The 24071-nt window shown below is 48.2% G+C and carries 20 protein-coding genes; 11 read left to right on the forward strand and 9 right to left on the reverse strand.

Annotated features, from left to right (window positions below; all coding sequences use genetic code 11):
• The first annotated feature begins 193 nt into the window (after positions 1–193).
• From ICL07_RS16565 to ICL07_RS16585, 5 genes are all read left to right on the forward strand, one after another.
• Positions 194–763, forward strand: coding sequence for an RNA polymerase sigma-70 factor (locus ICL07_RS16565; protein WP_188089137.1), 570 nt, complete (start codon positions 194–196; stop codon positions 761–763).
• Between the two features lie 156 nt (positions 764–919).
• Complete coding sequence (locus ICL07_RS16570; RefSeq protein WP_188089138.1) at positions 920–1891, forward strand: FecR family protein; 972 nt, start codon at positions 920–922, stop codon at positions 1889–1891.
• A gap of 47 nt (positions 1892–1938) precedes the next feature.
• Positions 1939–5361, forward strand: coding sequence for a SusC/RagA family TonB-linked outer membrane protein (locus tag ICL07_RS16575; RefSeq protein WP_188089139.1), 3423 nt, complete (start codon positions 1939–1941; stop codon positions 5359–5361).
• Positions 5362–5366: 5 nt separating this feature from the next.
• On the forward strand, positions 5367–6827 hold the full coding sequence (locus ICL07_RS16580; RefSeq protein ID WP_188089140.1) for a SusD/RagB family nutrient-binding outer membrane lipoprotein: 1461 nt from the start codon (positions 5367–5369) through the stop codon (positions 6825–6827).
• A 15-nt stretch (positions 6828–6842) separates the two neighbouring features.
• Complete coding sequence (locus ICL07_RS16585) at positions 6843–8078, forward strand: alkaline phosphatase family protein (RefSeq protein WP_188089141.1); 1236 nt, start codon at positions 6843–6845, stop codon at positions 8076–8078.
• Between the two features lie 282 nt (positions 8079–8360).
• On the opposite strand, the gene ICL07_RS16590 is transcribed toward ICL07_RS16585, so the two are convergent.
• The 9 genes from ICL07_RS16590 to ICL07_RS16630 all read right to left on the reverse strand — a co-directional run bounded on the left by ICL07_RS16590 (position 8361) and on the right by ICL07_RS16630 (position 19638).
• Positions 8361–8843, reverse strand: coding sequence for a hypothetical protein (locus ICL07_RS16590; RefSeq protein WP_188089142.1), 483 nt, complete (start codon positions 8841–8843; stop codon positions 8361–8363).
• 29 nt (positions 8844–8872) lie between these two features.
• Complete coding sequence (locus ICL07_RS16595) at positions 8873–9499, reverse strand: hypothetical protein (RefSeq protein WP_188089143.1); 627 nt, start codon at positions 9497–9499, stop codon at positions 8873–8875.
• A 3-nt stretch (positions 9500–9502) separates the two neighbouring features.
• Positions 9503–10516 carry a hypothetical protein gene (locus tag ICL07_RS16600; protein ID WP_188089144.1) on the reverse strand — a complete coding sequence of 338 codons (1014 nt, stop codon included), beginning with the start codon at positions 10514–10516 and terminating at the stop codon, positions 9503–9505.
• Positions 10517–10698: 182 nt separating this feature from the next.
• Positions 10699–12159 carry a TlpA disulfide reductase family protein gene (locus ICL07_RS16605; protein WP_188089145.1) on the reverse strand — a complete coding sequence of 487 codons (1461 nt, stop codon included), beginning with the start codon at positions 12157–12159 and terminating at the stop codon, positions 10699–10701.
• A gap of 21 nt (positions 12160–12180) precedes the next feature.
• A complete protein-coding gene (locus ICL07_RS16610) occupies positions 12181–13611 on the reverse strand; it encodes a RagB/SusD family nutrient uptake outer membrane protein (RefSeq protein WP_188089146.1) in 1431 nt (476 codons plus the stop codon).
• A gap of 14 nt (positions 13612–13625) precedes the next feature.
• Entirely contained in the window at positions 13626–16958 is a 3333-nt protein-coding gene (locus ICL07_RS16615) for a TonB-dependent receptor (RefSeq protein WP_188089147.1), read from the reverse strand.
• A gap of 106 nt (positions 16959–17064) precedes the next feature.
• Positions 17065–18192 (reverse strand): FecR family protein, encoded by a 1128-nt coding sequence (locus ICL07_RS16620; RefSeq protein ID WP_188089148.1) that lies wholly within the window; start codon positions 18190–18192, stop codon positions 17065–17067.
• A gap of 82 nt (positions 18193–18274) precedes the next feature.
• On the reverse strand, positions 18275–18865 hold the full coding sequence (locus ICL07_RS16625) for an RNA polymerase sigma-70 factor (RefSeq protein ID WP_188089149.1): 591 nt from the start codon (positions 18863–18865) through the stop codon (positions 18275–18277).
• Between the two features lie 77 nt (positions 18866–18942).
• Entirely contained in the window at positions 18943–19638 is a 696-nt protein-coding gene (locus tag ICL07_RS16630; protein WP_188089150.1) for a DUF4304 domain-containing protein, read from the reverse strand.
• 39 nt (positions 19639–19677) lie between these two features.
• On the opposite strand from ICL07_RS16630, the gene ICL07_RS16635 reads away from it, so the two are divergent.
• From ICL07_RS16635 to ICL07_RS16660, 6 genes are all read left to right on the forward strand, one after another.
• The gene (locus ICL07_RS16635; RefSeq protein WP_188089151.1) at positions 19678–20088 is read left to right on the forward strand and encodes a hypothetical protein; all 411 of its coding nucleotides are present in this window, start codon (positions 19678–19680) and stop codon (positions 20086–20088) included.
• Positions 20089–20154: 66 nt separating this feature from the next.
• Entirely contained in the window at positions 20155–20493 is a 339-nt protein-coding gene (locus tag ICL07_RS16640; RefSeq protein WP_188089152.1) for a hypothetical protein, read from the forward strand.
• A 63-nt stretch (positions 20494–20556) separates the two neighbouring features.
• Positions 20557–21267: an ABC transporter ATP-binding protein gene (locus tag ICL07_RS16645; protein ID WP_188089153.1), complete on the forward strand. Its 711-nt coding sequence runs from the start codon at positions 20557–20559 to the stop codon at positions 21265–21267.
• 12 nt (positions 21268–21279) lie between these two features.
• Entirely contained in the window at positions 21280–21954 is a 675-nt protein-coding gene (locus ICL07_RS16650) for an ABC transporter permease subunit (RefSeq protein ID WP_188089154.1), read from the forward strand.
• A complete protein-coding gene (locus ICL07_RS16655) occupies positions 21951–22646 on the forward strand; it encodes a DUF3526 domain-containing protein (protein WP_188089155.1) in 696 nt (231 codons plus the stop codon). The genes ICL07_RS16650 and ICL07_RS16655 overlap by 4 nt, the downstream gene beginning before the upstream one ends.
• Positions 22630–24066: a DUF3526 domain-containing protein gene (locus ICL07_RS16660; protein ID WP_188089156.1), complete on the forward strand. Its 1437-nt coding sequence runs from the start codon at positions 22630–22632 to the stop codon at positions 24064–24066. Before ICL07_RS16655 ends, ICL07_RS16660 begins: the two co-directional genes overlap by 17 nt.
• Positions 24067–24071: the final 5 nt, after the last annotated feature.

The raw sequence follows: 24071 nt of genomic DNA on the forward strand, positions 1-24071 counted from the left end.
GGTAAATACAGTCCTTTTTGAAATTTTCCGGAAGTATATATATATTTTATACTAACTTACCCCTCGTTAGTTCACCAAAAGCCAGGAAGCACCGAAAAAAAATCACCAAAATCCCAGTGAACATTTGTGTATTTTTAATTGATCCTTAATATTCCGGTAATAAATAATTCTGATTTTTGTAACTCATATCGTCATGAGTCAATTAGGAGTGGAATGTATATCTAAAATAAAAGACGGGGATGCTACTGCGTTTCAGGAGTTGTTCTATGCCTACAAGGACGCCCTTTTCGGATATGCCTGTAAGTTATGCCGTTCATCTGAAATGGCGGAAGAGGCAGTGCAGGAGGTGTTCATGAAGGTCTGGATCAACCGGCAACAGCTCGATCCTACCCTGTCTATCCGGGCCTATCTGCATACGGCTGTCAGGCATTGTGTTTTCAACATCCTGAAAAAAGCGGCCCTGGATGAAAACCTGCGGCAAACGGTATTTCGTCTGCAGCCTCTCGCCGCCAATACCACCGAAGACCATGTAAACGCCGCCGAATTACAGCGGGTAAAAAGCAAAGTACTGGACATGCTGCCCCCACAGCGCAAACTGATTTTTTGCCTCAGTCGCATCGAAGGCCTCTCCCATGAAGAAATAGCGCTCCACCTGGGCATTTCTAAAAACACCGTCAAAGACCAGATCGTAAAAGCCAGCCGCTTCCTGCGCCAGCAGCTGGAGTATTTGGTTATTTGGCTATTTATTTATTTGGTTATTTGATTATTAGGCTATTTGATTATTTGATATTGATATTTTGATATTAAAACCAGAATCCTTAAATCAAATATCCCAATAGCAAAATAAAAAAATAAAAAAATCCCCCCTGCGATCGTCCCTTTTCTTTTTCCAATTGTATCATATAATAAAACGTACCCGATGTACCCGGATCCGGCATATATAAAGACGTTGTTTATCAAACATGCGAACGGCACTATTACACCTGAAGAAACCAGCCAGCTGGTGACTTTTCTTCAACAGGACGGTAATGAAGCGCTGCTGCCGCTGCCTGAAGAGATGGAGGATATACCGGCGCCGGGTATGGATACCGCTGCCACCAGCCGTATCCTGCAACAGCTCACCACGTTGACAACACCGCAGCCGGCTACACGTCGTGGCCTGTTAAGCAGGATCGTCACCATTTCCGCTGCAGCTGCCGCAGTAGCAGCCGCTATCATACTATTATATCATCCCGCTAAACAGCGGCCTGTACTGGCAACCATATCTACCAGTTACGGCCATATGAAAAAAATAATGCTCCCGGATGGCACCACCGTCACCCTGAATGCCAATTCCACGTTGCAATATGACAGTACCAGCTGGAATCCGGGCGCAAGGGAGGTATGGATCAACGGACAAGCTTTCTTTGACGTAGCGCCGGACGCTGCCGGGAAATTTATGGTCCATGCCGGTGAACAGCTAACGGTGCAGGTACTGGGTACCCGCTTCAATATTGCCGCGCGTGCACAAAGCATACAGGTAGTGCTCAACAGCGGTAAGGTAAAAGTAGAGAACAAAGCAACCGCATTGGTACTGCAACCGGGAGAAATGGCCTATTACCAGGCAACCAACGGGCAATTGTCCCGCCAAACCGCCGACACCCTGCAGCTCACCGGCTGGAAGGACAACCAGAAAGTATTCCGCGATGCCACCCTGAGTGATATAGCCGGCTTTATTAAAGAACAATTTGGCATACAGGTTACTTTCGCCACACCACAACTGTCGCAATTACAATTTACCGGCACTACTCCAGTCAACGATCTGGACATGCTGTTAAATATTCTTACCAAATCACTTGATATCAGGATCGATAAACAGAACAACCAGGTAATGATTATGCTGGCCAGGTAATCGCTGCCACTTAAAACGAACCCGAGATTTTATTAAAACGCATTGTTATGCAACGTAAACTACTTATACATCATAAGGTAGCAGGGATCTTATTGTGTCTGATGCCCGCGGCCTCCCTTAGCGCACGCGCCCAGGATATGATGGCTAAAGGCACGGCTAAGCAATCTGCACGCGAAAGTTATCCGCTGGCCGAAGTATTCCCTGTACTGGAAACTGCTCATAAAGTTAAATTCAGCTACAACAGCGCCATTCTTACCGGCAAGTCCGTCAGCTCCCAGGTGCTCAAAAAAATGGAGCTGGCTGATGTCATGACCGAATTACCCGCGTTGCTGCGTCCTTATGGACTTACCTGCGAACCGATACAGGGTAACTACTATGCTATTAAAACATTGTCCTCTATCGGTCAGGTCCAAACGCAGCTCACCGTAAAGGGTACAGTGACCGACGCCAGGGATAATACGCCACTGCCTGGCGCCGTCATCAGCGTAAAAGGCAAAACCAAAGGTGTTAACACCAACGGTAGCGGACAGTATATGCTTACCGGTATTGAGCCAAACGATATACTGCGTTTTTCCCTGGTGGGTTACAAACCGCAGGAAATAGCCGTCAACGGTCAAACCCAGATCAGCGTGGCCCTGCAACAGGATGTTGCAGGTTTGAATGAAGTGGTAGTGACTGCGCTGGGCATCCAGAAAGAGAAAAAATCACTGGGATACGCCGTGCAATCTGTTAAAGGCGAAAGCATGACCCAGGCCCGTGAACCCAACCTGGTAGGATCGCTTACCGGTCGTGTAGCCGGTCTCGTGATACGCAACTCCACCGATATGTTCCGCGACGCCGCTATCCAGTTACGAGGACAGAAACCGCTCATCGTGATTGACGGTATCCCCGACCAGACAGCCGATATGTGGAAAGTAAACCCCGATGATGTGGAGAGTATCAATGTGCTCAAAGGTACCTCCGCCTCTGCTTTGTATGGCTCCATCGGTCAGTTCGGCGCGTTAATGATCACTACCAAAAGAGGAAAAGGAAGAGATCTCGCAGTTGATTTTAACTCCTCTACCATGTTCCAGCCGTCTTTTATCCGTATCCCTGATGTACAAACCACCTACGGCAACGGTAACAAAGGCAAATACGCCTATGTAGACGGCTCCGGCAGCGGTACAGAAGGCTCCGGCTGGATCTGGGGTCCTAAACTGGACCAGAAAGATCCTTCTACGCCCAGCGGTTATTGGGAAACACCCCAGTACAACAGCCCCATAGACCCGAATACCGGTAAACCGGTGCCGTTACCCTGGGTATCACGGGGACGGAACAACGTACATAACTTCTTCCGTACCGGTATCATTTCCACCAACAGCCTGAGCATCACCAAATCCAGTGACAAAGGCAATTTCCGGGCTTCAGCCTCCCATATATACCAACTGGGGGTTGTACCCAACACACAACTCAACAACAGCTCCTTCAGCATTGCCGGTAATTATAACCTGACAGACCGGCTGAACGTAGACGCCCGCATCACCTACAACCGGCAGTATTCTGATAACTATCCCACAGTGGGGTACGGTCCTACCAACTACCTCTATAACCTGGTACTGTGGACCGGTTCCGACGTGGATATCCGCGACCTGCGCAACTATTGGGAACCGAAAAAGGAAAATTTACAACAACGCAACTACAACACATCCTGGTACAACAACCCCTACTTCCAGGCTTATGAGCTGCTGACCGGCTATTACAAGAACAATACCTTCGGATCGATGACGCTGGATTATAAACTGAATCACGATTTCAGCGTAAAACTACGGACAGGCATCAACGCTTTCGGACTGTCTGAAGACACCAAGGAACCTGCCAGCTATATCGGTTACAGCAGCAAGTCCAGAGGTAACTATACCGTCAGCTCCCGTAACTACTTCGATATCGTAACAGATCTTATCGGTCGCTATGAGCACACGTTCAGCAAGAATTTCTCCATACATGCCGAAGTAGGGGGCTCCAATTATTACCGTAACGATAAAACACAACAAAGCTGGACCGATGGTCTGAGTGTTCCCGGTTTATACAACCTGAGCAATTCCGCCAATCCCATCCAGGGAGAGAATAGCCTGGAAGAACGGCGTACCGCCAGCGTATATGGCTTCGTGGACATGGAGTTTATGCATGCTTTCTATATATCCCTTACAGGGCGTAATGATAAGATCTCTACGCTGCCTATTTCCAATAATTCTTTCTTTTATCCTTCCATCGCCGGATCCGTGGTGGTGTCGGAACTGTTAAAGATGCCCCGTTGGGTATCCTACCTGAAAGCCAGAGGCTCATGGTCGCAGGTGTCCAGTGGAATATTACCTACGGTGGCTAAAGACTATAGTTACTCCCATCTGCCTACCTATAACAAAGGCGACAAGTGGAACGGTGTTCCTTCTTTAACTTTCGACAAAACATTACCCAGCTCCAATATCCGTCCACAGACCACCGACGCCTGGGAAGCGGGTATAGAAACCAAACTCTTTGACAACCGCCTGGGTGTGGATGTTACCTACTACAGGGCCAGGGACTACAATAACATCGTAAAAATACCTGTCGCCGGCAGCAGCGGTTACGAGTACTACCTGGTGAACGGCAATGCTTTTGTGCGTACCGGCTGGGAGTTCATGTTAACCGGCACACCTATACGCAATACCAATTTTCGTTGGGACGTCATGGTTAACTTCAGCCAATACAAACGGATACTAAAAGAAATTTACGGCGATGCGGCAGAACTGGACAGAATTAAGCCAGGAGAGCGTATGGACAGGATCTTCGACGATGTATATGAGCGCGACCCGGCTGGAAACGTCGTATATGAGAGCAATGGATTTCCTAAAAATGATCCCTTCAAACGTTTCATCGGTAATAGTTCTCCCGACTGGACCTATGGTATGGAAAATACCGTACGTTACAAACAATTCAGTCTGCGTTTCCTGGTAGATGGCCGTATAGGCGGACTGATGTACTCCACCACTAATGCCAAAATGTGGTGGGGCGGTACCCATCCCGGCACCGTCAACCCTTTCCGGGATGACGCCAACGCCGGTAAAAATACCTACGTCGGTCCCGGTGTAATCGTCAGTTCCGGCGGCATTCAATATGATGCAGACGGCAACGTCATATCCGACGACCGGAAATTTGCACCTAATACCAAAGCGGTGAACTATATCGATTATATGATCAACACCAGCAATAGGGCCAATACCAATAACAACTACTATTCCCAGACTTTCCTGAAATTGCGTGAAGTAAACTTCACCTGGCAGTTACCGGGTAAATGGATGAAACAAACATTCATCCGGGATGCTTCTGTATCGCTGGTAGGCAGAAACCTGTTACTGTTCTCCAAATTACCCAACGTTGACCCTGACAGCGGAAAAGATGATCTTCAAACACCATCATCCCGTAGCATGGGCTTTAACCTGAATTTAAAATTCTAACCATCATGCGAAAATTATCACTTACTATATTTTGTTTTCTCGCAGTAGCCGTTAGTGGTTGTAAGAAGTTTGAACACTTTCAGACAGATCCGAATAAGCCTACCCAGGCTACGCCGGAACTGCTATTGTCCAACCTGGAAATGGTCGCCTTTAATGATATCAGTACCTCCGCAGCCTTCGCTTCCCGCTATCTGATCAATACCGACGATATCAGTGCCTCACAGTACTACAACTGGCAACGGTCCGATTTTACGGATTACAACAACCTGCGCCAGGTAGTGAAAATGGAAACAGAGGCCACCCGGACCAATCAAACAGTATATCCTGCGCTGGGGAAATTTTTCCGCGCCTGGTTTTACATGCGACTGACGCTCACCTTCGGCGATATTCCCTATACCGAAGCGCTGGAAGGCGCACAGGAGAAGTTTACCCCTGCCTATAACCGGCAGGCAGATATCTTCCTCAACATACTCGATGACCTCAAAGTAGCCAACAGCCAACTTGCCAACAGCACAGACGATATAAGAGGCGATATTATCTTCGCCGGAAAGAAAGACAAGTGGAGACGCCTTATCAATACATTCTCGCTAAGGATACTCATGAGCCTGTCCCAAAAAGAAGGTAATACCACCCTGAAAGTAAAGGAACGTTTTGCCGAGATCGTAAATAATCCCACCCAATACCCGCTGATGACCGACAACAGCGATAACGGGCAGCTGGTATTTGTGGACCAGCAGAAGAACCGCTATCCCTACTACAATAATAACAGCATGCAAACCGCTATGTACCTGGAAGAAAGTTTTGTGAACCTGCTGAAAGGTTTCAAAGATCCCAGGCTGTTTCGTTTTGCACAAAAGGCTCCACTGTATACAACACTGCCGGATACCGATTTCAACGCCTATGGCGGCGCTAAAGGCAGTGCCACCATTGATGTGAATAACGGTCTCGCGGTAGCCGGTAAAGTTTCCAGGATTGCCAAACGGTTTTACAATGATCCTGTTAACGAACCAGGTATTGTACTGGGATATGCCGAACTGCAGTTTATCCTGGCTGAAGCGGCCGTCCGTGGCTGGATCAGCGGTGATGCCAGCAGTTTTTACAAAAAAGGCATAAAGGCTTCCATGGAATTTTGTAAAATAGCATCGGATAACATCACCGACTATCTTGCACAACCTGCCGTACAACTGGTGCCCGGAAAAGAGCTGGAAGGTATCTTCAACCAGAAGTATATCAGCTTTTTTATGAACTCGGGCTGGCAGGTGTTTTATGAACAACGTCGTACAGGCCTTCCCGTATTTGATGTTTCCGGCGATGGAGTCCTCAACGATAAAAAGGTGCCTAAACGCTGGATGTATCCTGAAACAGAAATCAATCTCAACCGGCAGCATGTCAGCGAAGCGATCACCCGGCAATATCCGCAGGGCGATAATATCAACGGCGTGATGTGGTTACTGGTAAAAGAATAATAAAAAATTTGTCTGATGTTGAAAAAGATTATCCTTTCCGTGCTTACTTTCTCGTGTACTGCCCTGATAGTGCAGGCGCAGCAAAAGAAAGCCCTGTTTATTATCGTGGATGGCATCCCTGCAGATGTCATCGAAAAACAGCCAACACCTCACCTGCACAACATTGCTAAAGCAGGTGGTTATACCCGCGCTTACGTAGGCGGCGAAAAAGGCGGTTATTCACAAACGCCCACTATCTCCGCAGTAGGCTACAACAGCCTGCTGACAGGCACCTGGGTCAACAAACACAATGTCTGGGATAACGATATCGCTGCGCAGAACTATAGTTACGGCAGTATTTTCCGCTTCTTCAAACAGACCTACCCGCAAAAGAAAACTGCCATCTTCTCCTCCTGGCAGGATAACCGCACCAAACTGGTGGGTGATGGCCTGCCCCAAACCGGTCAACTGAAAATCGACTACCATGTGGACGGGCTGGAGAAAGACACCGTACGTTTTCCACATGACAAAGATAGCTGGTACATGCACCTGATCGATGAAGAAGTGGTGAATAACGCCGCTGATTATGTGCGTAAGGAAGCGCCGGACCTGACGTGGGTATACCTGGAATACACCGATGATATGGGGCACCGTTACGGCGACAGCGAAAAGTTCTATGCCGCCGTCAAAATGATGGACGACCAGGTAGGCCGTATCTGGGATGCACTGGAATACCGTCGTAAAAATTTCGGAGAAGAATGGCAAATATTTATCACCACCGATCATGGCCGCACCGCTGAAACAGGTAAAGGACATGGTGGACAGTCCGACCGGGAGCGTACCACCTGGATGGTTACCAATGCCAAAGGACTGAATGATTATTTCAAAAAAGGTCAACCTGGCATCGTAGATATTCTCCCTACCATGGCCCGTTTCATGAACATTAACATTCCGCTGGAAGATACCCGCGAACTGGACGGCGTTCCCCTGACCGGCAAAATCTCCCTGACACATCCCGGCGCCACGCTGGAAAACGGTTCGCTGCAACTCACCTGGAAAGCGGCCGAAAAGAAAGGCAAGGTGAAAATATGGGTTACCACCACTAATCATTTCAACACCGGCGGACACGACACCTACAAACTGCTGGGTGAAGTACCATTACAACAGGAACAAGCCAATATCCCTGTAAAAGACATGCCTTCCGGCTTTTATAAAGTAGTGATGGAAGGTCCGGATAACATGGTGAACCGCTGGGTAGGAAAAGAGAAGTAACGGTGGCGCGTATATGAATCTTTTGCAGCGGGTGTCTTTTAGGGCACCCGCTTTTTCACCATCCGACCAGTCCTTCCCGGTGGAAACGGCCTTGTACACGGTTTCAGGAGTGGCCTTAATAACCAGTCTGTGTTAAATGTTGTTCATAACCCATGGAGGTTGTTGAAGAATAAATGCGGGGGCTTCTAAGTATACGGAAGAGGCACATCCTGGAGGGGTAATAAGAAGCCCAGGGCATGCAGCCCCGGGCTCATGGTTTCGCTGATGAGCGAAGATGAACATCTATTTTATAGGAGGCGAATACACAATGGAAAACGGTTGCATCAGATAACATTCCATAGAAGATTGACTAACGCCGGGGAAATTAAACTGCTCTATAATTCCTTTCAGCCCGAAGGCCTTTAATCCATCATAATCACTGGATGTGACGGTAACAGGAAGAATGATCGCCATTCGTGGATTATTTTTTAATATCTCTTTCCATTCAACGCCGTTGTATAATGACTTATCAAGGACTACGTCCGCCAAGGCTTTCGGAAAAAGTTTGGAGCTCATCACGGTATCCAGTCGACCATCTTCATTGATAACAAATCTCAAGGAAAAGATAAAGGATGCCTGCGTTTCTCCCACTTCGCGGGATACACGAATATTTCTTCCAATGATCTTTATAAGTCTTTGTTCCGCTTTGTTATATAAAAAAGAGGACTGTGCATGACTATAAAAGGTCGTCAAAAACAGCGATATTAGTATTAAGATGTTCTTCATATCGTATTAATTTATTTATAGTGTAGTTATTATCGGCACCTGTTACCTTTTGTATGGTTTTGATCGTATTCTGCAATGGCCAGCAAGTAATTATTAGCGACAGTAGGATTAAGTGCACTCCAAGAGGTAGTCCAATACAATCCACCCCATGCCAGGGCTATAGCATCGGCATCACTCATCATTGGAAAAATGCTCCGAAGGGCAGCGTTCATCTCTTCTACATACTTGGATGCCATCAAATTATGTTGCACATACTCCGAAAAAATAACTTTTGGACGGCCTGCCAGGTTCCATTTCGCATCATACATTGCATGAATCGCTTCATGCAAGATCGTTGCTACGATATATTCTCGCGAACTACCCGGAAGCGTCAATCTATTCAAGGTAATTTCAATAATAGCTGGACTGGCGGTCCGGGTATCAGCAGAAACATCAAGCGGTAAATCTCCTTCATGAAATTCAATTGTAAATTCATCCGTACCAGCAAACATCTGGTTAAAAACGCCCGCAATCGTATTTTGTAATCCGTCAGCCAAAGCCATATCAATAGCAGCCAGCATGCAAGGGTCGGAAACTCCGGTCTTAATAATATCGGTTACTGAATTGCTACCAGGTACCGTAGTAGCAGGTGGTATCACTTCTACCGGTATATCCATCTCCTAGCAGGGTAAAATGTATTCAAGACCAGCTGGAGGTGGTGTATTAGGAACTGTATAATTAGGATCTGGATTGCAGTAGGAAGGCGCATAGTCCGAAGCCACCATAAAACCGCCGGAGCTCAATCCACCTCCGGGAACGTGTTCTTGTCCTCCAGGCGTCCCTCCCCCACCTACAGGAGTATCAAAATCAACCTCACAAGCATACTGAACTTCAACGATGGTGTTGGTTACGGAGCCTGGTGTTGGTTTTTTATAGCAAGTGCATTTGCTATACTCCGCGAAAGTATGGCCTTCACAAGGACAGGTAAAAGCTGTTGTAGTCTTGGTTACCCAAACATTGGCCCAACAATATTCCTTGTCTACCGGATCCGGATCAACAGGATTTTGCTCATCCCCTTCCCGTGCAGTTGAAAGTCCGTGCGTTGATATGGAAGGCGCTATCCTGGCATTGTTATCCCTGATAGCTGACCTATGCGACCCGGTGACAGTTTTTCCGTCCGCCATGGAATAAGATTTCTTTAACGTTCCGTTCAGCTCTCTGACCAGGATATTACCATCGAAGGCCCTGGATGATGTTGCATTAAACCATTTTTCCGATGGCATCAACTGTACCCATTCAAATACAAGGCTGTCATTAGTACTCTTGTAAGCCATTAAATAGTTCAGATAGCCAAACTTCACCATTTTGTTGTCTCCCACCTTTACATAAACGTCTCTAAGATAAAGTGGAGTGAGAACAGCATCGTCGCCTTGTTTGAGTTTTCTAAAGATTGCGGCATCCCATTGCGGCTGCTTTTGCTCCAAGGGAGTGCCCTCTTTCCGCCCTCCCGGCGTACTGGATGATCTTAGACGTGTTTCATAATAGTTTTTCACCGCTGATACAGTGAGCTGTTTCTGTTCCAGACCAGCGCCAGGCGCAATAACATCTCTTTGACAGGAAATCATTCCAAAGACAAAACATAACAATAAATGCAATAAAGGCCGACAGAATAAAGTGCTCTTTTCATAATTCATACTTGAAGGGTTATACGTTATTAGGGATTTAATTAACTCAACGGGAATTAGGATATGCTACTATTCTAAAACTAGGAAAAACAAATCAATATAAAAAAAATTTAACGGTTGATATATTTAGCAGACATAAAAAGCCGCCCCTTTAATCAGGAGCGGCTTTTTATTCCGTGGTGACAATCCTGTCACTGATTCGCCAGGCTCACCATCGCCGATACCTCCGCTACCGCGGCATCATCTCCCCCACTGAAACCGGTGAAGCGGAAACGGATATTACCTTTACCATCAATCACAAATTTGGTAGGAATACCCGTTACTTTATAGCTATCCACCACTTTATTCAAACCGGTTTCCGGATCTTTTAAATCCATCAATACTTCAAAAGGATAGTTATTGGAAGTAACGAATTTTTTGGCGCTGGCGATAGCCTGCTCTTCTTTCTCCCATGTATGTACGAAAAGGAACTTCACGTTAGGATCGTTCTTATATTTCTCCATCGCCTTTTTCATAGCAGGAAAAGATGCTTTACAAGGTCCGCACCAGGTGGCCCAGAAATCCAGTACGACCGTTTTACCTTTATAATCCGCCAGCGATACGGTATTGCCGTCCACATCCTTCAAAGTGAATCCCGGGGCCGGTTCTTTGATGATTTGTTTAGCGAATTCCTGCCGCATCTTTTCATCGAGACCACCTTTCAGGGAATCGATGTAATTTTCAAGACCTTTATCACCACGTACTTTAGCATAAGCCGTTGCTAAAAATTCCTTATTGACAGCATTCAGTTTTCCTTGTGCAACCACTTCACTCATACGTTGATAGGCCTGCCGATAGTCGCCTTTTGCCAGCAATACCCTGGCATACATTTCGTTGACCTGCGGGCGCACCGGCGTTTCCGCAGCTTCCGCCCGTTTCAGGTATACCAGGGCGGAATCGTATTCTTTATCGTCGAACAACAACTGCGCATAACTGCTCAGATAACCCGGATAACCCATGGCCGCAAAGCCTGCGCCTTCTTCCTCCTTACGGGTAGTCTTAAATTCATAAGCGTCTTTTATCGCTTTTTTCAGCAGTACTTTTGCCTCCGCAGTATGACCGTGTTTAAGAATACCCGCAGCAGTACCGGCCCACCCCTGCCCTTTCCAGAAAGGAGATTCAATACTATTGGCGTATTCCAGTGCCTTAGGCAGGTTATCCGCCGCTGCATAAGCGCTACCTACACTGTTACGTGCATAGTCATATATAATAACGTCTTTATTCAGCTTGCCCTGCGGAAATTTTTTGATCCATGCCTTGTATAATGTTTCTTTTTTTACCGGATCATTTTCATTGTAGATGGTTTCTACCGATTTATTACGGACAACAATACCCGCCGGGAATTTTTCACCCGCTACTTTATAGATGGAATCGGCTATGCTGTTTTTTTTCAGCTGATAGAACATATTGGCAGCTGTAAGCCAATCTGTTTCTTTTTTGCTTTTGGTTAATGCATACATTTGCTGCGTCAGCAATGCTTTGTCGCCTTCACTACCCTTAGCGAGCCGGCTATAGTAGCGCATCAGCGAATCCTGGTTTATTTTCGTTTGTGCATGAGTGTGAGCTGCGGTCAGCAGACAACCACCCAGCAGGACTGGAAGCAACTTTTTCATATATCAGGGTTGGTTTTATGATTAATTCGTGTATCCCGGATTTTGTGTTAAAGCGGGGTTAGATACCCGTTGCGCATCAGGGATAGGATACAGCACATCGGTGCTGGTCCAGGTAGCCGGACGCATACCGCCTATCACTTCATCGGCACGGGTTTTACCGCCGCCGGAAACAGCCGGCGTTCGTTTCAGATCAAACCAGCGATGGCCCCATTCACCGAATAACTCAGCGGCTTTTTCTTTTTCGATGGCCAGCAACAGTGCCGGTTGCGTGATGTTTTTATCCAGCAACGGCAGGCCAGCTTTGGAACGGATGCTGTCTACGTCCGAAACGGCGCCGGACAAATTGCCCTGCTGCGCCCGTGCTTCCGCCCTGATGAGATACTGTTCCGCCAAACGCAGCATCACGTTAAATTCGGTACCCGTCGTGCTACCGGCTGCCAGTACCCGTTGTTTGTATTTGGTGATCACTTTGTAGTTCCGTCCGCCGATATCTGTAGCTGATACCCAACTGGTTTTACGCTTATCTCCCGGCTCCAGTGTATTATACAGTGTATCCGTGAGGGTTACCGCCGGTATGGTACCGGCAGCAGCGGCGTAGCTGCCCCCGTTGGCGTCGCGATTGGTGGTGTAGGTGGACAAACCGTTCAGGGTAGACAACTGCCAGATTACCTCATTGCTGGTATTGCTGAAGGTGGTATTTAAATCTTTATTAAGACTATATAATCCCGAGTTGATCACAGCATTGGCTGCCGTTTCTGCTTTTGCCCAGTCCTTTTGGTATAGATAAGCCCTCGCCAGTAAAGCATTTGCCGTCTGCCGGTTAATGCGTATCCTTAACGGGGACGGGTAAACGTCGGCCAGGAGGCTCTGTGCTTCCGTCAGGTCACCGATCATCTGTGACCAAACCTGCGCCGTGGCGGAACGGGGTAAGGTGGCGTTACCCAAAGGATCATCCTTCACCGGTAGTGGCACCTCTCCGAATATATTTACCAGATACCCGTAAATAAAAGCTCTCCATACTTTGGTTTCGCCCAGCAACTGATTTTTTACCGGTGCAGAAAGCCCGTTGCTACGGGTGATACCCTCCATCATGGCATTGGCCTGGGCGACGGTAGCGTAGCTATAGCTCCACAACGATGGCAAAACTGTATTGGTAACAGTGAGACTATTGGTTTTAAATTCATCGTATGCCGGGCTCGAAACGTTGTTCTGCAGCTCATTGGCAGAAAGCCCCGGCAATTCACTCAAAGGAAACAACAGGTCGCGTGTAGCCGACATATTGTAAATACCCAGTACCGCACTGGTAGCTGTCGCATCGGAAGCAAAGGCCTGGTCCAGTCCCACCTGTGTGGTAGGCGGGCCAATCTCCACCAGTTTTTTACAGGAAGTAAAAACACCACCTGCCAGCAGCAGGCCTATCATCACTTTTTTATAGTTATTGAAAGATGACATCACAATCAGATTTTTTAGAATGAACAATTAATACCAAATACGATGGTCCGCAGCGGAGGCATGGCAATCATGCCCGTACCGAGGCCAGGAGGGCCTCCAGGCACGCTGGTTTCAGGATCATAGATGTATTTGTTCTTCATCCAGGTAAAAAGGTTCTGTCCTTCCACATATACTTTCATCCGCGCGATCTTTGCTTTTGACAACCATTTTGAAGGCAGTCCATAACTTAAAGCAGCAGAGCGCAGTTTCAGATAACTGGCATCGCCCCATAATGCAGTAGAACTGCTATACTGCGTATAGCCAAGATAGGCGGGCGTGCCGGGCGTTGTAGTCGCAACAGGATAAATGGCCGCGTCATCTGGTTGTTGCCAGCGATCCAGCAGGGAAGTGTTTTGATTACTTCTGCTACTGCCGACAGGTGTGCTGATATTGTTGATATTTCCTTTCCGGTGATGAAACTGCAGGAAGAAACTGAAATCCCATTCCCTGTAGGAGATGGTGTTATTCAGACCGCCAAAGAAAGGAGTACCCGGATTGATAATCTGCCGGTCGTTATTAAAGTCAATGATCCCATCGTTATTCAGATCAGCATATTGCGGAATACCGGTTTTAGGGTCATAACCAGTGTAAACATATTTTCTCACCAGGTCTATCGGCTGACCGACCAGGTAACTGCCGGCGTAGAAGGATTTTTCAATCCCCGGAAAGTCAACCAGTTTGTTTTTATAGAACGTAATATTCAGGCTGGTCGTCCATCCGAAGTCCCATCTTTTAAGATTGATAGTATTCAGTTCCAGCTCTATCCCGCTGTTTTGCACCAGGGCTGGCATGTTCACGGTATAGTTGCTATAGCCGGACTGTGTTGGCAAAGCGGCAGATAACAGTTGATCGGAAGAACGGTTACGATAGTAACCTCCGGTAAACCTGATTCTGTCCTGCAGGAAGCTCACATCCAGTCCGAGTTCCAGCTTACGGGTGGTTTCCCATTTAACGCCGGGGTTAGGCAATAAGGGGCGATATAACGCAGAAGCGCCCTGGTAAGTACCGGCAGCGGACAACAGCGGCAAATAGGTATAGTTTGAAATCTGATCATTACCGGTGGTACCGAAGCTGGCTCTCAGTTTACCATAGTTCAGCCAGGTAAGGTTGTCCTGTATAAAATTCTCTTCGGAAAACAGCCAGGCGGCGCCTACTGCGCCGAAATTACCGGCAATATTATCCGGTCCGAAACGGGAAGAAGCATCCCGGCGGAAAGTGACATTCAGCAGGTATTTCTGTTTATAATCATAATTAACGCGGCCAAAGACAGATGCAAAGCGGTAGTCAAAGTAAGCGACAGAATTCAGCACCAGCATCCCCGATCCGGTGAGAGAGCCCAGCAGCCCTTCGTTACTGTAGTTGCGGCCATCCACACTTTGCCCGGTAGAAAGGCTGCGTTGGTAAGTACCACCCAGCATTACATTCAGGTGGCTCTTCGCTGAACTGATGGTATAGTCGAGCGTAGGTTCCACGATATAATTCTCTGCCCTCGTGTTTGCAAAAGTGGCAGAAGATTGCGGGTTATTGACCGGGTTCTGCGTAGATGCCGGTTGCGGCTTCACCTGGTCCAGCGTAGTGTTTGTATACCCCAGGCTCACTTTAAACTTCAGGTCTTTCAGGATGGAATAACGCAGGTTGGCATTGGTCATCAGGTTACCGGTAGTACCGGTATAACGGCGTTGCATCAACGCCACCGGGTTATCGAAACCGGCGGACCATAACAATTTACCGGCGTCATCGTACAATGGCATATTGGGAGGCAGGTTATACATTGAAATCAAATCCGATCCCGGCAAAACTGTTTTATCGTTGGCATAGTTGGCAGTAATAGCAGCGTAAAATTTATCGTTGGCGGAAGTATGGTCGGCAGACAAACGGCCAGTGAAACGCTGGCTGTTAAAGTCTCCGGGGTAAACTGTTGTTTCCTTATGATACCCTGTACTGAAGAGGAAATGTGTTTTTCCTTCACCACCGGAAAGGGAGGCCTGTGCGTCGGTAGTTCTGGTGGTACCGCCTGCCAGAAAGCGTTGCCAGTCGGTATAGGCATGCTGGTCCCATACCGTTAGTTCTGGTGCGCTAACGCTGGTGGGTGTTACGTTATCATTTTTAAACGCTTCTTTTCTCAGCGCCAGGTACTGTTCCGTATTCATCATCGGAATAAAGCGGCTGATTTTTCCCGATCCGGTATATACGTTGACGTTAGCCCTGGTTTTACCGGATTTCCCTTTCTTCGTCGTGATAAGGATCACGCCATTGGCGCCACGGGCGCCGTAGATGGCAGTAGCATCGGCATCTTTGAGAATGTCTATCCTTTCGATATCATCGGGATTGATCATGCTAAAAGGGCTGATACCACCATTGGCGGCAGAAACACCGTTGGAATTAAGATTATCTGTAGGCGGATAGGCGCCGTTGAAATTGGTAAAGGGAACACCGTCTATAACATACAGCGGCAGCGTGCCGGAGTTCATAGAGCCCTGTCCGCGGATCTGCACTACCGCAGCACTGCCCGGCAGACCGTTCTGCTGGGTGATCTGCACACCGGGGATACGCCCTGGTAAGGCAGCCAGCGGATTGGATACCGGCTGCGTTTCAATTTCCCCGGCAGTAATACTGCTCACGGAACCGGTGTTCATCCTTTTAGTGGTAGTGCCATAACCGATCACCACGGCTTCTTCCAGCGATTTTAGCTGTTCCCTCATCACAATATCTATAATTGCGCGGCCATTGACCGGTATGCGCTCTGTTTGAAAAGAGATGTAGGAAACCGTCAGTGTGGCTTCTGCCGGCGCATTGCGGAGGATGTACTCCCCTTTCTCGCTGGTCATCGCTCCAAAGGGAGTACCCGGGATTATCACAGATACAGCCGGAAGCGGATTTCCTTTGCTATCGGTGATCTTACCCCGGATAGTGATCCCCTCATCCGCTGGTTTGATTTCATTGGCTGTTGCGTTCTTCAGCCGGACGGCGATAAATTTCCCCGACACTGAAAACGTAAATGGTTGGTTATTGAACAGTAATTTCAGTACTTCGTTCAGCTCCTGGTCCTGCACCGAAATATTGACCGGCGCCGCCTGGCTAAGCTGGTTCTTTCCATAGATAAAACTGTACCCGGTTTGTTTTTCTATTTCCCGGAAAGCTTTTTCCAGGGAACCGGATTTCAGGGTGATAGAGACTTTCTGTGCAAAAGTGGCGGTCGTTGTCAACATACAAACTGCCAGCAGGAAAACCCTGCAAAAGTTGACACCCGTTTTTTCATCTCCCGTTTGTAAAAGGCATAGCGCGCTGATTAGCTTTCTGACAAGCATCTCGTTTGGTTGATTTTTGGTAAATAATACCGCTTACGCGGATGACAAATGCTCCTCCCGCCTGTAAGATGGCCGGTCTTACAGGATAGGACAACTGGTGTATGATCTATTTAATCACGGTTACTTTCCGTCCTTCTATTTTGAAGTGCACGAGATTGGTCATCTCCAGCAGATTTAGCAATCGGGATACCGGAACATCCCTTGGAATTTTAGCAACAAAAAGGTCTTTGACATCGGCCTGATACGCGACGTCTATATCATAATATCGTTGTAATGCCGACATAATGGTGGTGATGTCGGCCCCGTTGAAATAAAACAGTCCTTCTTTCCAGGCTGTCGCTTCCTGCAAATCTGCATTGGTCAATAGTTGTACGGATCCGTTAGTACGAACAGCCAACTGTTCACCCGGATGCATCAGCTGTGAAGTAGCGGTGGTATTCACTTTCACCGCTCCGCTAACAAGTGTCACCTCCAGGTTGCCGGCATCGCGGAAAGCGCGAACGTTAAAGGCAGTACCCAGTACATCTATATTCGTATGGTTGGTAGTGGATATGACACTGAAAGGTTGTTGGCTGTTTTGCGCCACTTCAAAATACGCCTGTCCCGACATCATCACCTCCCGTTTACCGCCATGGAAGGCTGTGGGATAAGTCAGCGTAGCGCCTGCATCCATCCATATCCTGGTGCCATCCGCCAGCGCAATGGCCAGTGGCCTGCTTCCGGGCGGTACCTGGAGGGTATTAAAGCTGCTGCGCTGATCGTTGCCGGAATACACAATTTGTCCGGCGGCATTTTTAGCTACCTGTACCTGCCCTTGTAAGGCCAGTACACCGTTGCCGGCGCTGTCCAGCAGTATCTGCTGACCATTGCCCAAGGTCAGCACGGCATGACTACCGGCCGGCGCCGGAATGTCATTATGGAAACGAACCGCTTGTGGTTGCAGGTGTTCCCGCCCGCTGAAATAGTAGGTAGTACCAAAGATTCCGGCCACTGCTGCGGCTGCGGCCCATTTGTACCAACGCAGCATTTTGCCTGGGCGCCGCCGGGAAAGCACTGGTTGCAACCGTTGACGGATTGCCGTTTCCAGCTGCTGCTGATCACCCAATAGCTGCTCATCCCAACCGTCCTGCTCCTGAAAAGCATTGAACAACTGGTTGTATTGCAGTATCTCCGCCTCTGTAGCGGTACCGGATACAATTTTTTCTGCTAATAATATGGCCTCTTCTTTTCTCATACATAGCCTATCCTATACCTAGGCACTTGCAAAAACCGACACCCTTAAATGATCCTCAAATTTTTTTTGAGATGGGTGATATTTAATGATAATGGGCCATCATGGGGAGTAGTAACAGTGCGAGCAGGTGAGGGTCCACGGCTGCCCGGATACGTTTCAGCGCAATGGTTTTCTGCGCTTCGACCGTTTTAATGGAAATATTCAACAAATCAGCAATCTGTTGATTGGTTAGTTGTCCGTCCCGGCTGAGCAGGAAAATTTCCCGGCATTTTTCGGGGAGATTGTTCACCACCTGCGCAATGATCAATTTCAGGTCATTGAGCTCCAGGAAGTCCTGCGGACCAGCTGTTTCCGGCCATGACATTCCGGCCAGCACGGTATAAAACTCATCCCGGATTTTACCGGAACGGATATAGTTGGCCACCTTAAAACGAACGGCGCTCCGCAGATAGGAAGGAACCGCCTGAATATCCAGCTGTTCACGCTTCTCCCAGAGCCAGGTGAAAATATCCTGCACAATATCCATACAGGCATGCTGATCCCGCAGCAGGTAAAAAGCGGCCTGATACATACCAGACCAATGGCGGCTGTATAGTTGGTCAAATGCGCCCACATCTCCTCTTTTCAGCAGGCTTATCAGCTCCAGGTCACTATGGGAATCGCTCCTTATCAAAATATTTCTTTTTCCGCCGCTAAAATAAAAAAAGGAAAGTAGATAATATTTAAATCTTCACGGATCACCAGATGTTGTTATACGCGGATAATTAATTTATTTTGATAGGCAGCCCGCATCGTAGTATCGGTCACCACCTTGTTGGGTGCGTCTCCTTTGGCGGTCATTTCATCGTAGAACCGCCGGGCACTGCCCGCGAGCTTTTGTTCTTTCAGATAATTATCGAAGGCCGTCTGTGCTATTTCGGGTGAGCCAAAACAACAAAGAAAATCGATGGGCAGGTTCGCATGACGGGTATCAAAATGTTCGTTGAAAGCGACACCGTGGGTAGTAATATCCTGCAAGGCCTGTGGTATATCTTCAAATTTATCCAATAACGGTAAGGCATAAGTGACGATTAGTCCGCATAATTGGGGAATTACCTGGTCCTGGTTACTGACGGCCATGTTCCAATCCTGGTTTTTATTTTTCAGCGGTGTCAGGTTTTCCAGGCGCGTAGCGAAGATAGTACCAGTAGCATTTTTATTCCCATGCCGCTGTACCTGCCATTTTTTTAATACAGCAGAGTGGATGCTCAGATAAGGCCACAGCGATATGCTACCGCTCCAGTTTTTCATGCTCGATTGAAAATGAATGTCCAGGTGTATATTTTTATGTTGCGTCGTTTTTCGCAGCGTCTGTGCCTTCTGCATAGGTTTAAATCCATGTGGGGCTAATTGCGCCGCTATCTTCTCACAGGCTGCCAGAAATGTATCCCGGGTGTTTGTTTCCATCGTTATCAATAAAATATGAAAATACAGTAAATTGTCCATATGCAAATTCACACCACCTTTCTCGATAAAGTTGACCACCAGCCCCTTTCAGCGGATACTGTAGCGGATTATTTCCATCATCTTCAACCCGACGACCTTATTTATTCCAATGGCGGTTATTGTGAATTCCCGGGTATTATCCTGTTCTTTATCCTGTTGTCTCCGGATAAAATTTCTTTCCGATATGACTGCAATATACCCGATGCCCGGCGCGGATCAGCATGGTACAGTGTTACAGATATGGAGAACCGGGCTGTCGTGGATGCGGGCGATGAGCAGTTTGTTCCCCTCGCTTCTTTTGTTGATAAGGCAACGGCACTGGAGATTATTGCGCAGTTTTTCCGGCAACCGGAAGAGAAACCGGCAGCTGTTCATTGGGCGTCCGCCGATTTTTTTGAGTGGCCGGAATAAAAACCACTAAAGGATATTTTTTGCAACATTGTTTCATTTTCAAAATACATATCCTATATTTGCCACATGCAGCTAACACCACTTCACATCACCCGCAAGATACTGGCCTTCTTCCTGACGGCCCTGCTGGTTTTTGTGCAGCTGGTAAAACTGGTGCACCATCATCCGGATCAAAGCCGGCATTATGCGTCCCTGCAACACCAGGGACTACATGATCCGCAGTTACTGTCATCCCATGCCTGCGACATCTGCGATTTTCAGCTGGCAACAGCCGCTGCAGTACCCGATTTCATCTCCACTCCTGACATACTATCCTCTCCGTATAAAACGCAGTCCGCGTTCATAACTACCTGGTGCTCCGGTATACAACAGGCACATGCCAATAAAGGTCCGCCTGCTGTATAAAAATACTACGTATACCCCTTTCCGTTCTCCATTCTTTTCATTGGACCCGTATCGCTGTAATTTATGCTGCAAGCTATTGCGCTAACCAAAACATTTGGCCGGCATACCGCGCTGCATGCGCTTGATTTGTCTGTCGCCAAAGGTGAGATATGTTGTCTGCTGGGACCTAACGGCGCCGGCAAAACGACGACCATCAGTTGTTTCCTGGGATTTCAACAACCCAGCTCCGGTCGGGCGCTGGTAAATGGTATACCGGTAGATAGCCGGCCCCGGGAAGCCCGGCGGCACCTGGCTTATATACCCGAGACCGTTATGTTATATCCGTACCTGAGCGGGCTGGAAAATCTTTCTTTCTTTCATTCGCTCACCGGCGAACAACTTACCAAAGAAACGGCCACCCGTTTATTGCTGGATGCCGGTTTACAGGAATCTGCCATCCACCGGCGCGTACAAGGCTATTCCAAAGGGATGCGGCAGAAGGTTGGTATCGCCATTGCCACTGCCAAAAACGCCGGAGCGCTCCTGCTGGACGAACCTACTTCCGGCCTCGACCCCAGTGCCAGTAACGAATTCTCTGCATTATTACAACGTTTCAGCCGGGAAGGACGGGCAGTACTGATGGCCACCCATGATATTTACCGGGCCAAAGAAGTAGCAACCCGTATCGGTATCATGAAAGACGGACGACTGCTTACCATCATGGAAGCTGCCGCTATAGATTACTACTCGCTGGAGAACGCCTACATGGAATATATGGAAACATCCACCTGGTAACAAATATCTGTTATGCTCAAAACGATTGCCATCAAAGAGTGGCACATGGTCCTGCGTCAGCATACCCTGATCATCACGCTGTTGTCTGTGCTGATATTATCCGGCATCGCCGCGGTGGGCTCCCGGTTACAATACCGGCAGGAGCAGCAGCAGCGGGAAGTGGCTAACCGCGCATTCCGGCTGCAATGGGAACAGTTGCAGACCAACGATCCGCATAGTGCAGCGCATTTTGGTACTTATCTTTTTAAGCCACTCACCCCATTTAGCCGGTTCGATAGCGGCCTGGACCCCGTCACTGGTAGTTCCATGCGTATTGAAGCTCATGTGCGGCACAGTATGGCCACACCACCACTCCGTCCGGCTGACGCCTATCTCCGTTTTGGCGCGCTTACCCCTGCGAGCGTGTTACAGCTGTTCTTCCCCTTGTTTCTTTTCTTCCTGTGTTTCAACAGTTATACCCAGGAGAAAACCAGTGGTGCACTCCGGCTACAACTCATACAAGGCGCCACCATCAGTAACATCATACAGGGCAAAACAACGATGTACCTGGGTATTATGATAGCGTTACTGCTGTTATCCATGCTATTATATTTTCCGGTGATAGTACATCCCCGTGTACTGCTGTTGCTGACCGCCTATACTTGTTACGCCGCTATTTTCGTACTTATTGCGCTTGGGTTTCTATGATCGCCAGCCAACCGGGTCAATCGTTATTGTTGTTATGCGGTATCTGGCTGTGCTGGCATATCCTGTTGCCACGACTCGCAGTAGCCACCGGCGAAACATTATATCCGCTGCCTTCGCAGCCGGCTATCCAGGAAAAAATAGACCAGGCCATTAAAACGGGAATAGACGGAAACGATCCAGGAGATGCCCGGACCGCACGCCTGGAAACGGCCATATTACAACAATACAAAGTATCTTCTATCGATCAGTTGCCGGTAAATTTCGATGCCATCCGGCTGCAGGCGGATGAAGACTATACGCAACGGGTATACGATAAATATGCAGCCATTACCGATAGCCTGATAAGGTTACAAAACAATATTTCACATTACCTCGTGCTGACAGACCCTTACCTGGCTATCCGCAGCATTTCCATGGCATTATGCGGTACCGATTATACACACCAGTATCATTTCACGCAGGCTGCCCAACATTACCGCAACATGTTTATACGCCGGTTAAATCATGCCATGGCTTATGGCGGCGAAAAAGGCAAACAGCTGTATCATCAGATGCCGGTGTTTGAATACCAGCCCCCTGCCACCGGCGAGGTAGCCCGCAGCCAGTGGTTACCGGCGCTATCCCTGTTGTTATGGTTATTGCTGCTCCTTTCACTTTTAAAACGTACTGCCAGACATGCTGCTATGGTGTAAGATTATCCGGAACCTGTGGTTGCAGGAATGGCGGCAATTATGGCGTACGGCCCTGTTGCCGGCGATAGTGACGGTGTTACTTCCCACCGCTACCGCAGCATTGTATTACGGGCATTCAGTAGCAGTAAAACAACAAGCCACCGTGGACAGTCTCCAGCGTCATTACGAGCAACAACGCTTCACGCTTCGTCATCAGCTGCAGGCCGATACCAGCACCCCGCCCGGAAAAGCCGCCTATATCGCGGCCAGCTGGCCCATCGTGGCAGATCACCGGTTACATGCCAGTGCATGGCACCCGCCCGCACCCGGCGCTGTGCTGTCGGTAGGCATGAGTGATCTGGCTAAATATTTTTATCCGATAGCCGTGAAAAGCAGTTATGCTCCTACAGAAGAAAGAATCAGCAATCCACTGCAACTGGCTACCGGTAATTTTGATACCGCCTTTCTGCTCATCTACCTGATGCCGCTATTGGCTATCTGTATAAGTTATTCCCTCCTATCACAGGAAAAGGAACAGGGCATACTAACATTGTTACTCGTGCAGCATGGTACCCTGACAGGAATACTACTGCTCCGGTTACTGCTACGTTACCTCATCCTGTTGGCTGTTACCATACTCATCAGCACAGTGGGTATGGTGCTGGTCCAACAGCATTTTCCCTGGCAGGAATGGGTGGCCTGGAATGGTGTAACGGCCGCCTGGCTGGCCTTGTGGATGGCCATTATATGGCTGGTCATCGTGTGGAATCAAACCAGTACCAACAATTTGGTATGGCTGTTCAGCCTTTGGCTATTGTTGTTGATTGTATTACCTGCCGGCTATAGGTTGACGACCTACCGTCCTGCTGTTGACGACACAGCTACTAACGCCTCACTACAACGTGAACTGGAATGGGACACATGGGATCTTCCCAAACGGCAACTATTGGATAGCTTCTATCAAACCTATCCACAATACCGGAATGCGCAGGCTTATGATACCGGTATCAACAGCTCCCGCTATGCCATGGCTTATTATGCCCTGGTAGACAAGCGTATGCAACGTGTTCTTGCTATACAGGCAGCTGCACGGCAACTTGAGCAACAACAACTGACCACTTCGCTGCTCTATAACCCCGCAGTATATACGCAATTCCTGTTCAACAGCATTGCCCATACTGATGTGGCCGACTATCACTACTTCCGTGAACAGGCACAACGTTTTCGCTACCGCTGGCAACAGTTCTTCTATCAGCGGCACTTCAACAACAAACTGCTTACGGATGCGGACTATGCGTCGTTACCTGTTTACCAGCCAGCTTATGATCCCGGCAGTCCACCCCGCTGGCGCCGGGGCATCACCTACCTGTTGACATTAACCGTCATCGGCTTCACTACCGGCGTTGCCATACTCAAAAGAAAACTCAAACGATCTTTATAAACTAT

This window comes from Chitinophaga qingshengii (genome assembly GCF_014529935.1).
GTDB lineage: Bacteria > Bacteroidota > Bacteroidia > Chitinophagales > Chitinophagaceae > Chitinophaga > Chitinophaga qingshengii.

Coding starts and splice junctions, on each gene's coding strand:
- ICL07_RS16595 (WP_188089143.1), bottom strand. CDS start 9,499: ATGGATATACCGGTAGAAGTGATACCACCTGCTACTACGGTACCTGGT.
- ICL07_RS16660 (WP_188089156.1), top strand. CDS start 22,630: ATGCTGCTATGGTGTAAGATTATCCGGAACCTGTGGTTGCAGGAATGG.
- ICL07_RS16655 (WP_188089155.1), top strand. CDS start 21,951: ATGATCGCCAGCCAACCGGGTCAATCGTTATTGTTGTTATGCGGTATC.
- ICL07_RS16605 (WP_188089145.1), bottom strand. CDS start 12,159: ATGAAAAAGTTGCTTCCAGTCCTGCTGGGTGGTTGTCTGCTGACCGCA.
- ICL07_RS16570 (WP_188089138.1), top strand. CDS start 920: ATGTACCCGGATCCGGCATATATAAAGACGTTGTTTATCAAACATGCG.
- ICL07_RS16615 (WP_188089147.1), bottom strand. CDS start 16,958: ATGCTTGTCAGAAAGCTAATCAGCGCGCTATGCCTTTTACAAACGGGA.
- ICL07_RS16620 (WP_188089148.1), bottom strand. CDS start 18,192: ATGAGAAAAGAAGAGGCCATATTATTAGCAGAAAAAATTGTATCCGGT.
- ICL07_RS16610 (WP_188089146.1), bottom strand. CDS start 13,611: ATGTCATCTTTCAATAACTATAAAAAAGTGATGATAGGCCTGCTGCTG.
- ICL07_RS16645 (WP_188089153.1), top strand. CDS start 20,557: ATGCTGCAAGCTATTGCGCTAACCAAAACATTTGGCCGGCATACCGCG.
- ICL07_RS16575 (WP_188089139.1), top strand. CDS start 1,939: ATGCAACGTAAACTACTTATACATCATAAGGTAGCAGGGATCTTATTG.
- ICL07_RS16635 (WP_188089151.1), top strand. CDS start 19,678: ATGCAAATTCACACCACCTTTCTCGATAAAGTTGACCACCAGCCCCTT.
- ICL07_RS16650 (WP_188089154.1), top strand. CDS start 21,280: ATGCTCAAAACGATTGCCATCAAAGAGTGGCACATGGTCCTGCGTCAG.
- ICL07_RS16590 (WP_188089142.1), bottom strand. CDS start 8,843: ATGAAGAACATCTTAATACTAATATCGCTGTTTTTGACGACCTTTTAT.
- ICL07_RS16580 (WP_188089140.1), top strand. CDS start 5,367: ATGCGAAAATTATCACTTACTATATTTTGTTTTCTCGCAGTAGCCGTT.
- ICL07_RS16565 (WP_188089137.1), top strand. CDS start 194: ATGAGTCAATTAGGAGTGGAATGTATATCTAAAATAAAAGACGGGGAT.
- ICL07_RS16640 (WP_188089152.1), top strand. CDS start 20,155: ATGCAGCTAACACCACTTCACATCACCCGCAAGATACTGGCCTTCTTC.
- ICL07_RS16585 (WP_188089141.1), top strand. CDS start 6,843: ATGTTGAAAAAGATTATCCTTTCCGTGCTTACTTTCTCGTGTACTGCC.
- ICL07_RS16630 (WP_188089150.1), bottom strand. CDS start 19,638: ATGGAAACAAACACCCGGGATACATTTCTGGCAGCCTGTGAGAAGATA.
- ICL07_RS16600 (WP_188089144.1), bottom strand. CDS start 10,516: ATGAATTATGAAAAGAGCACTTTATTCTGTCGGCCTTTATTGCATTTA.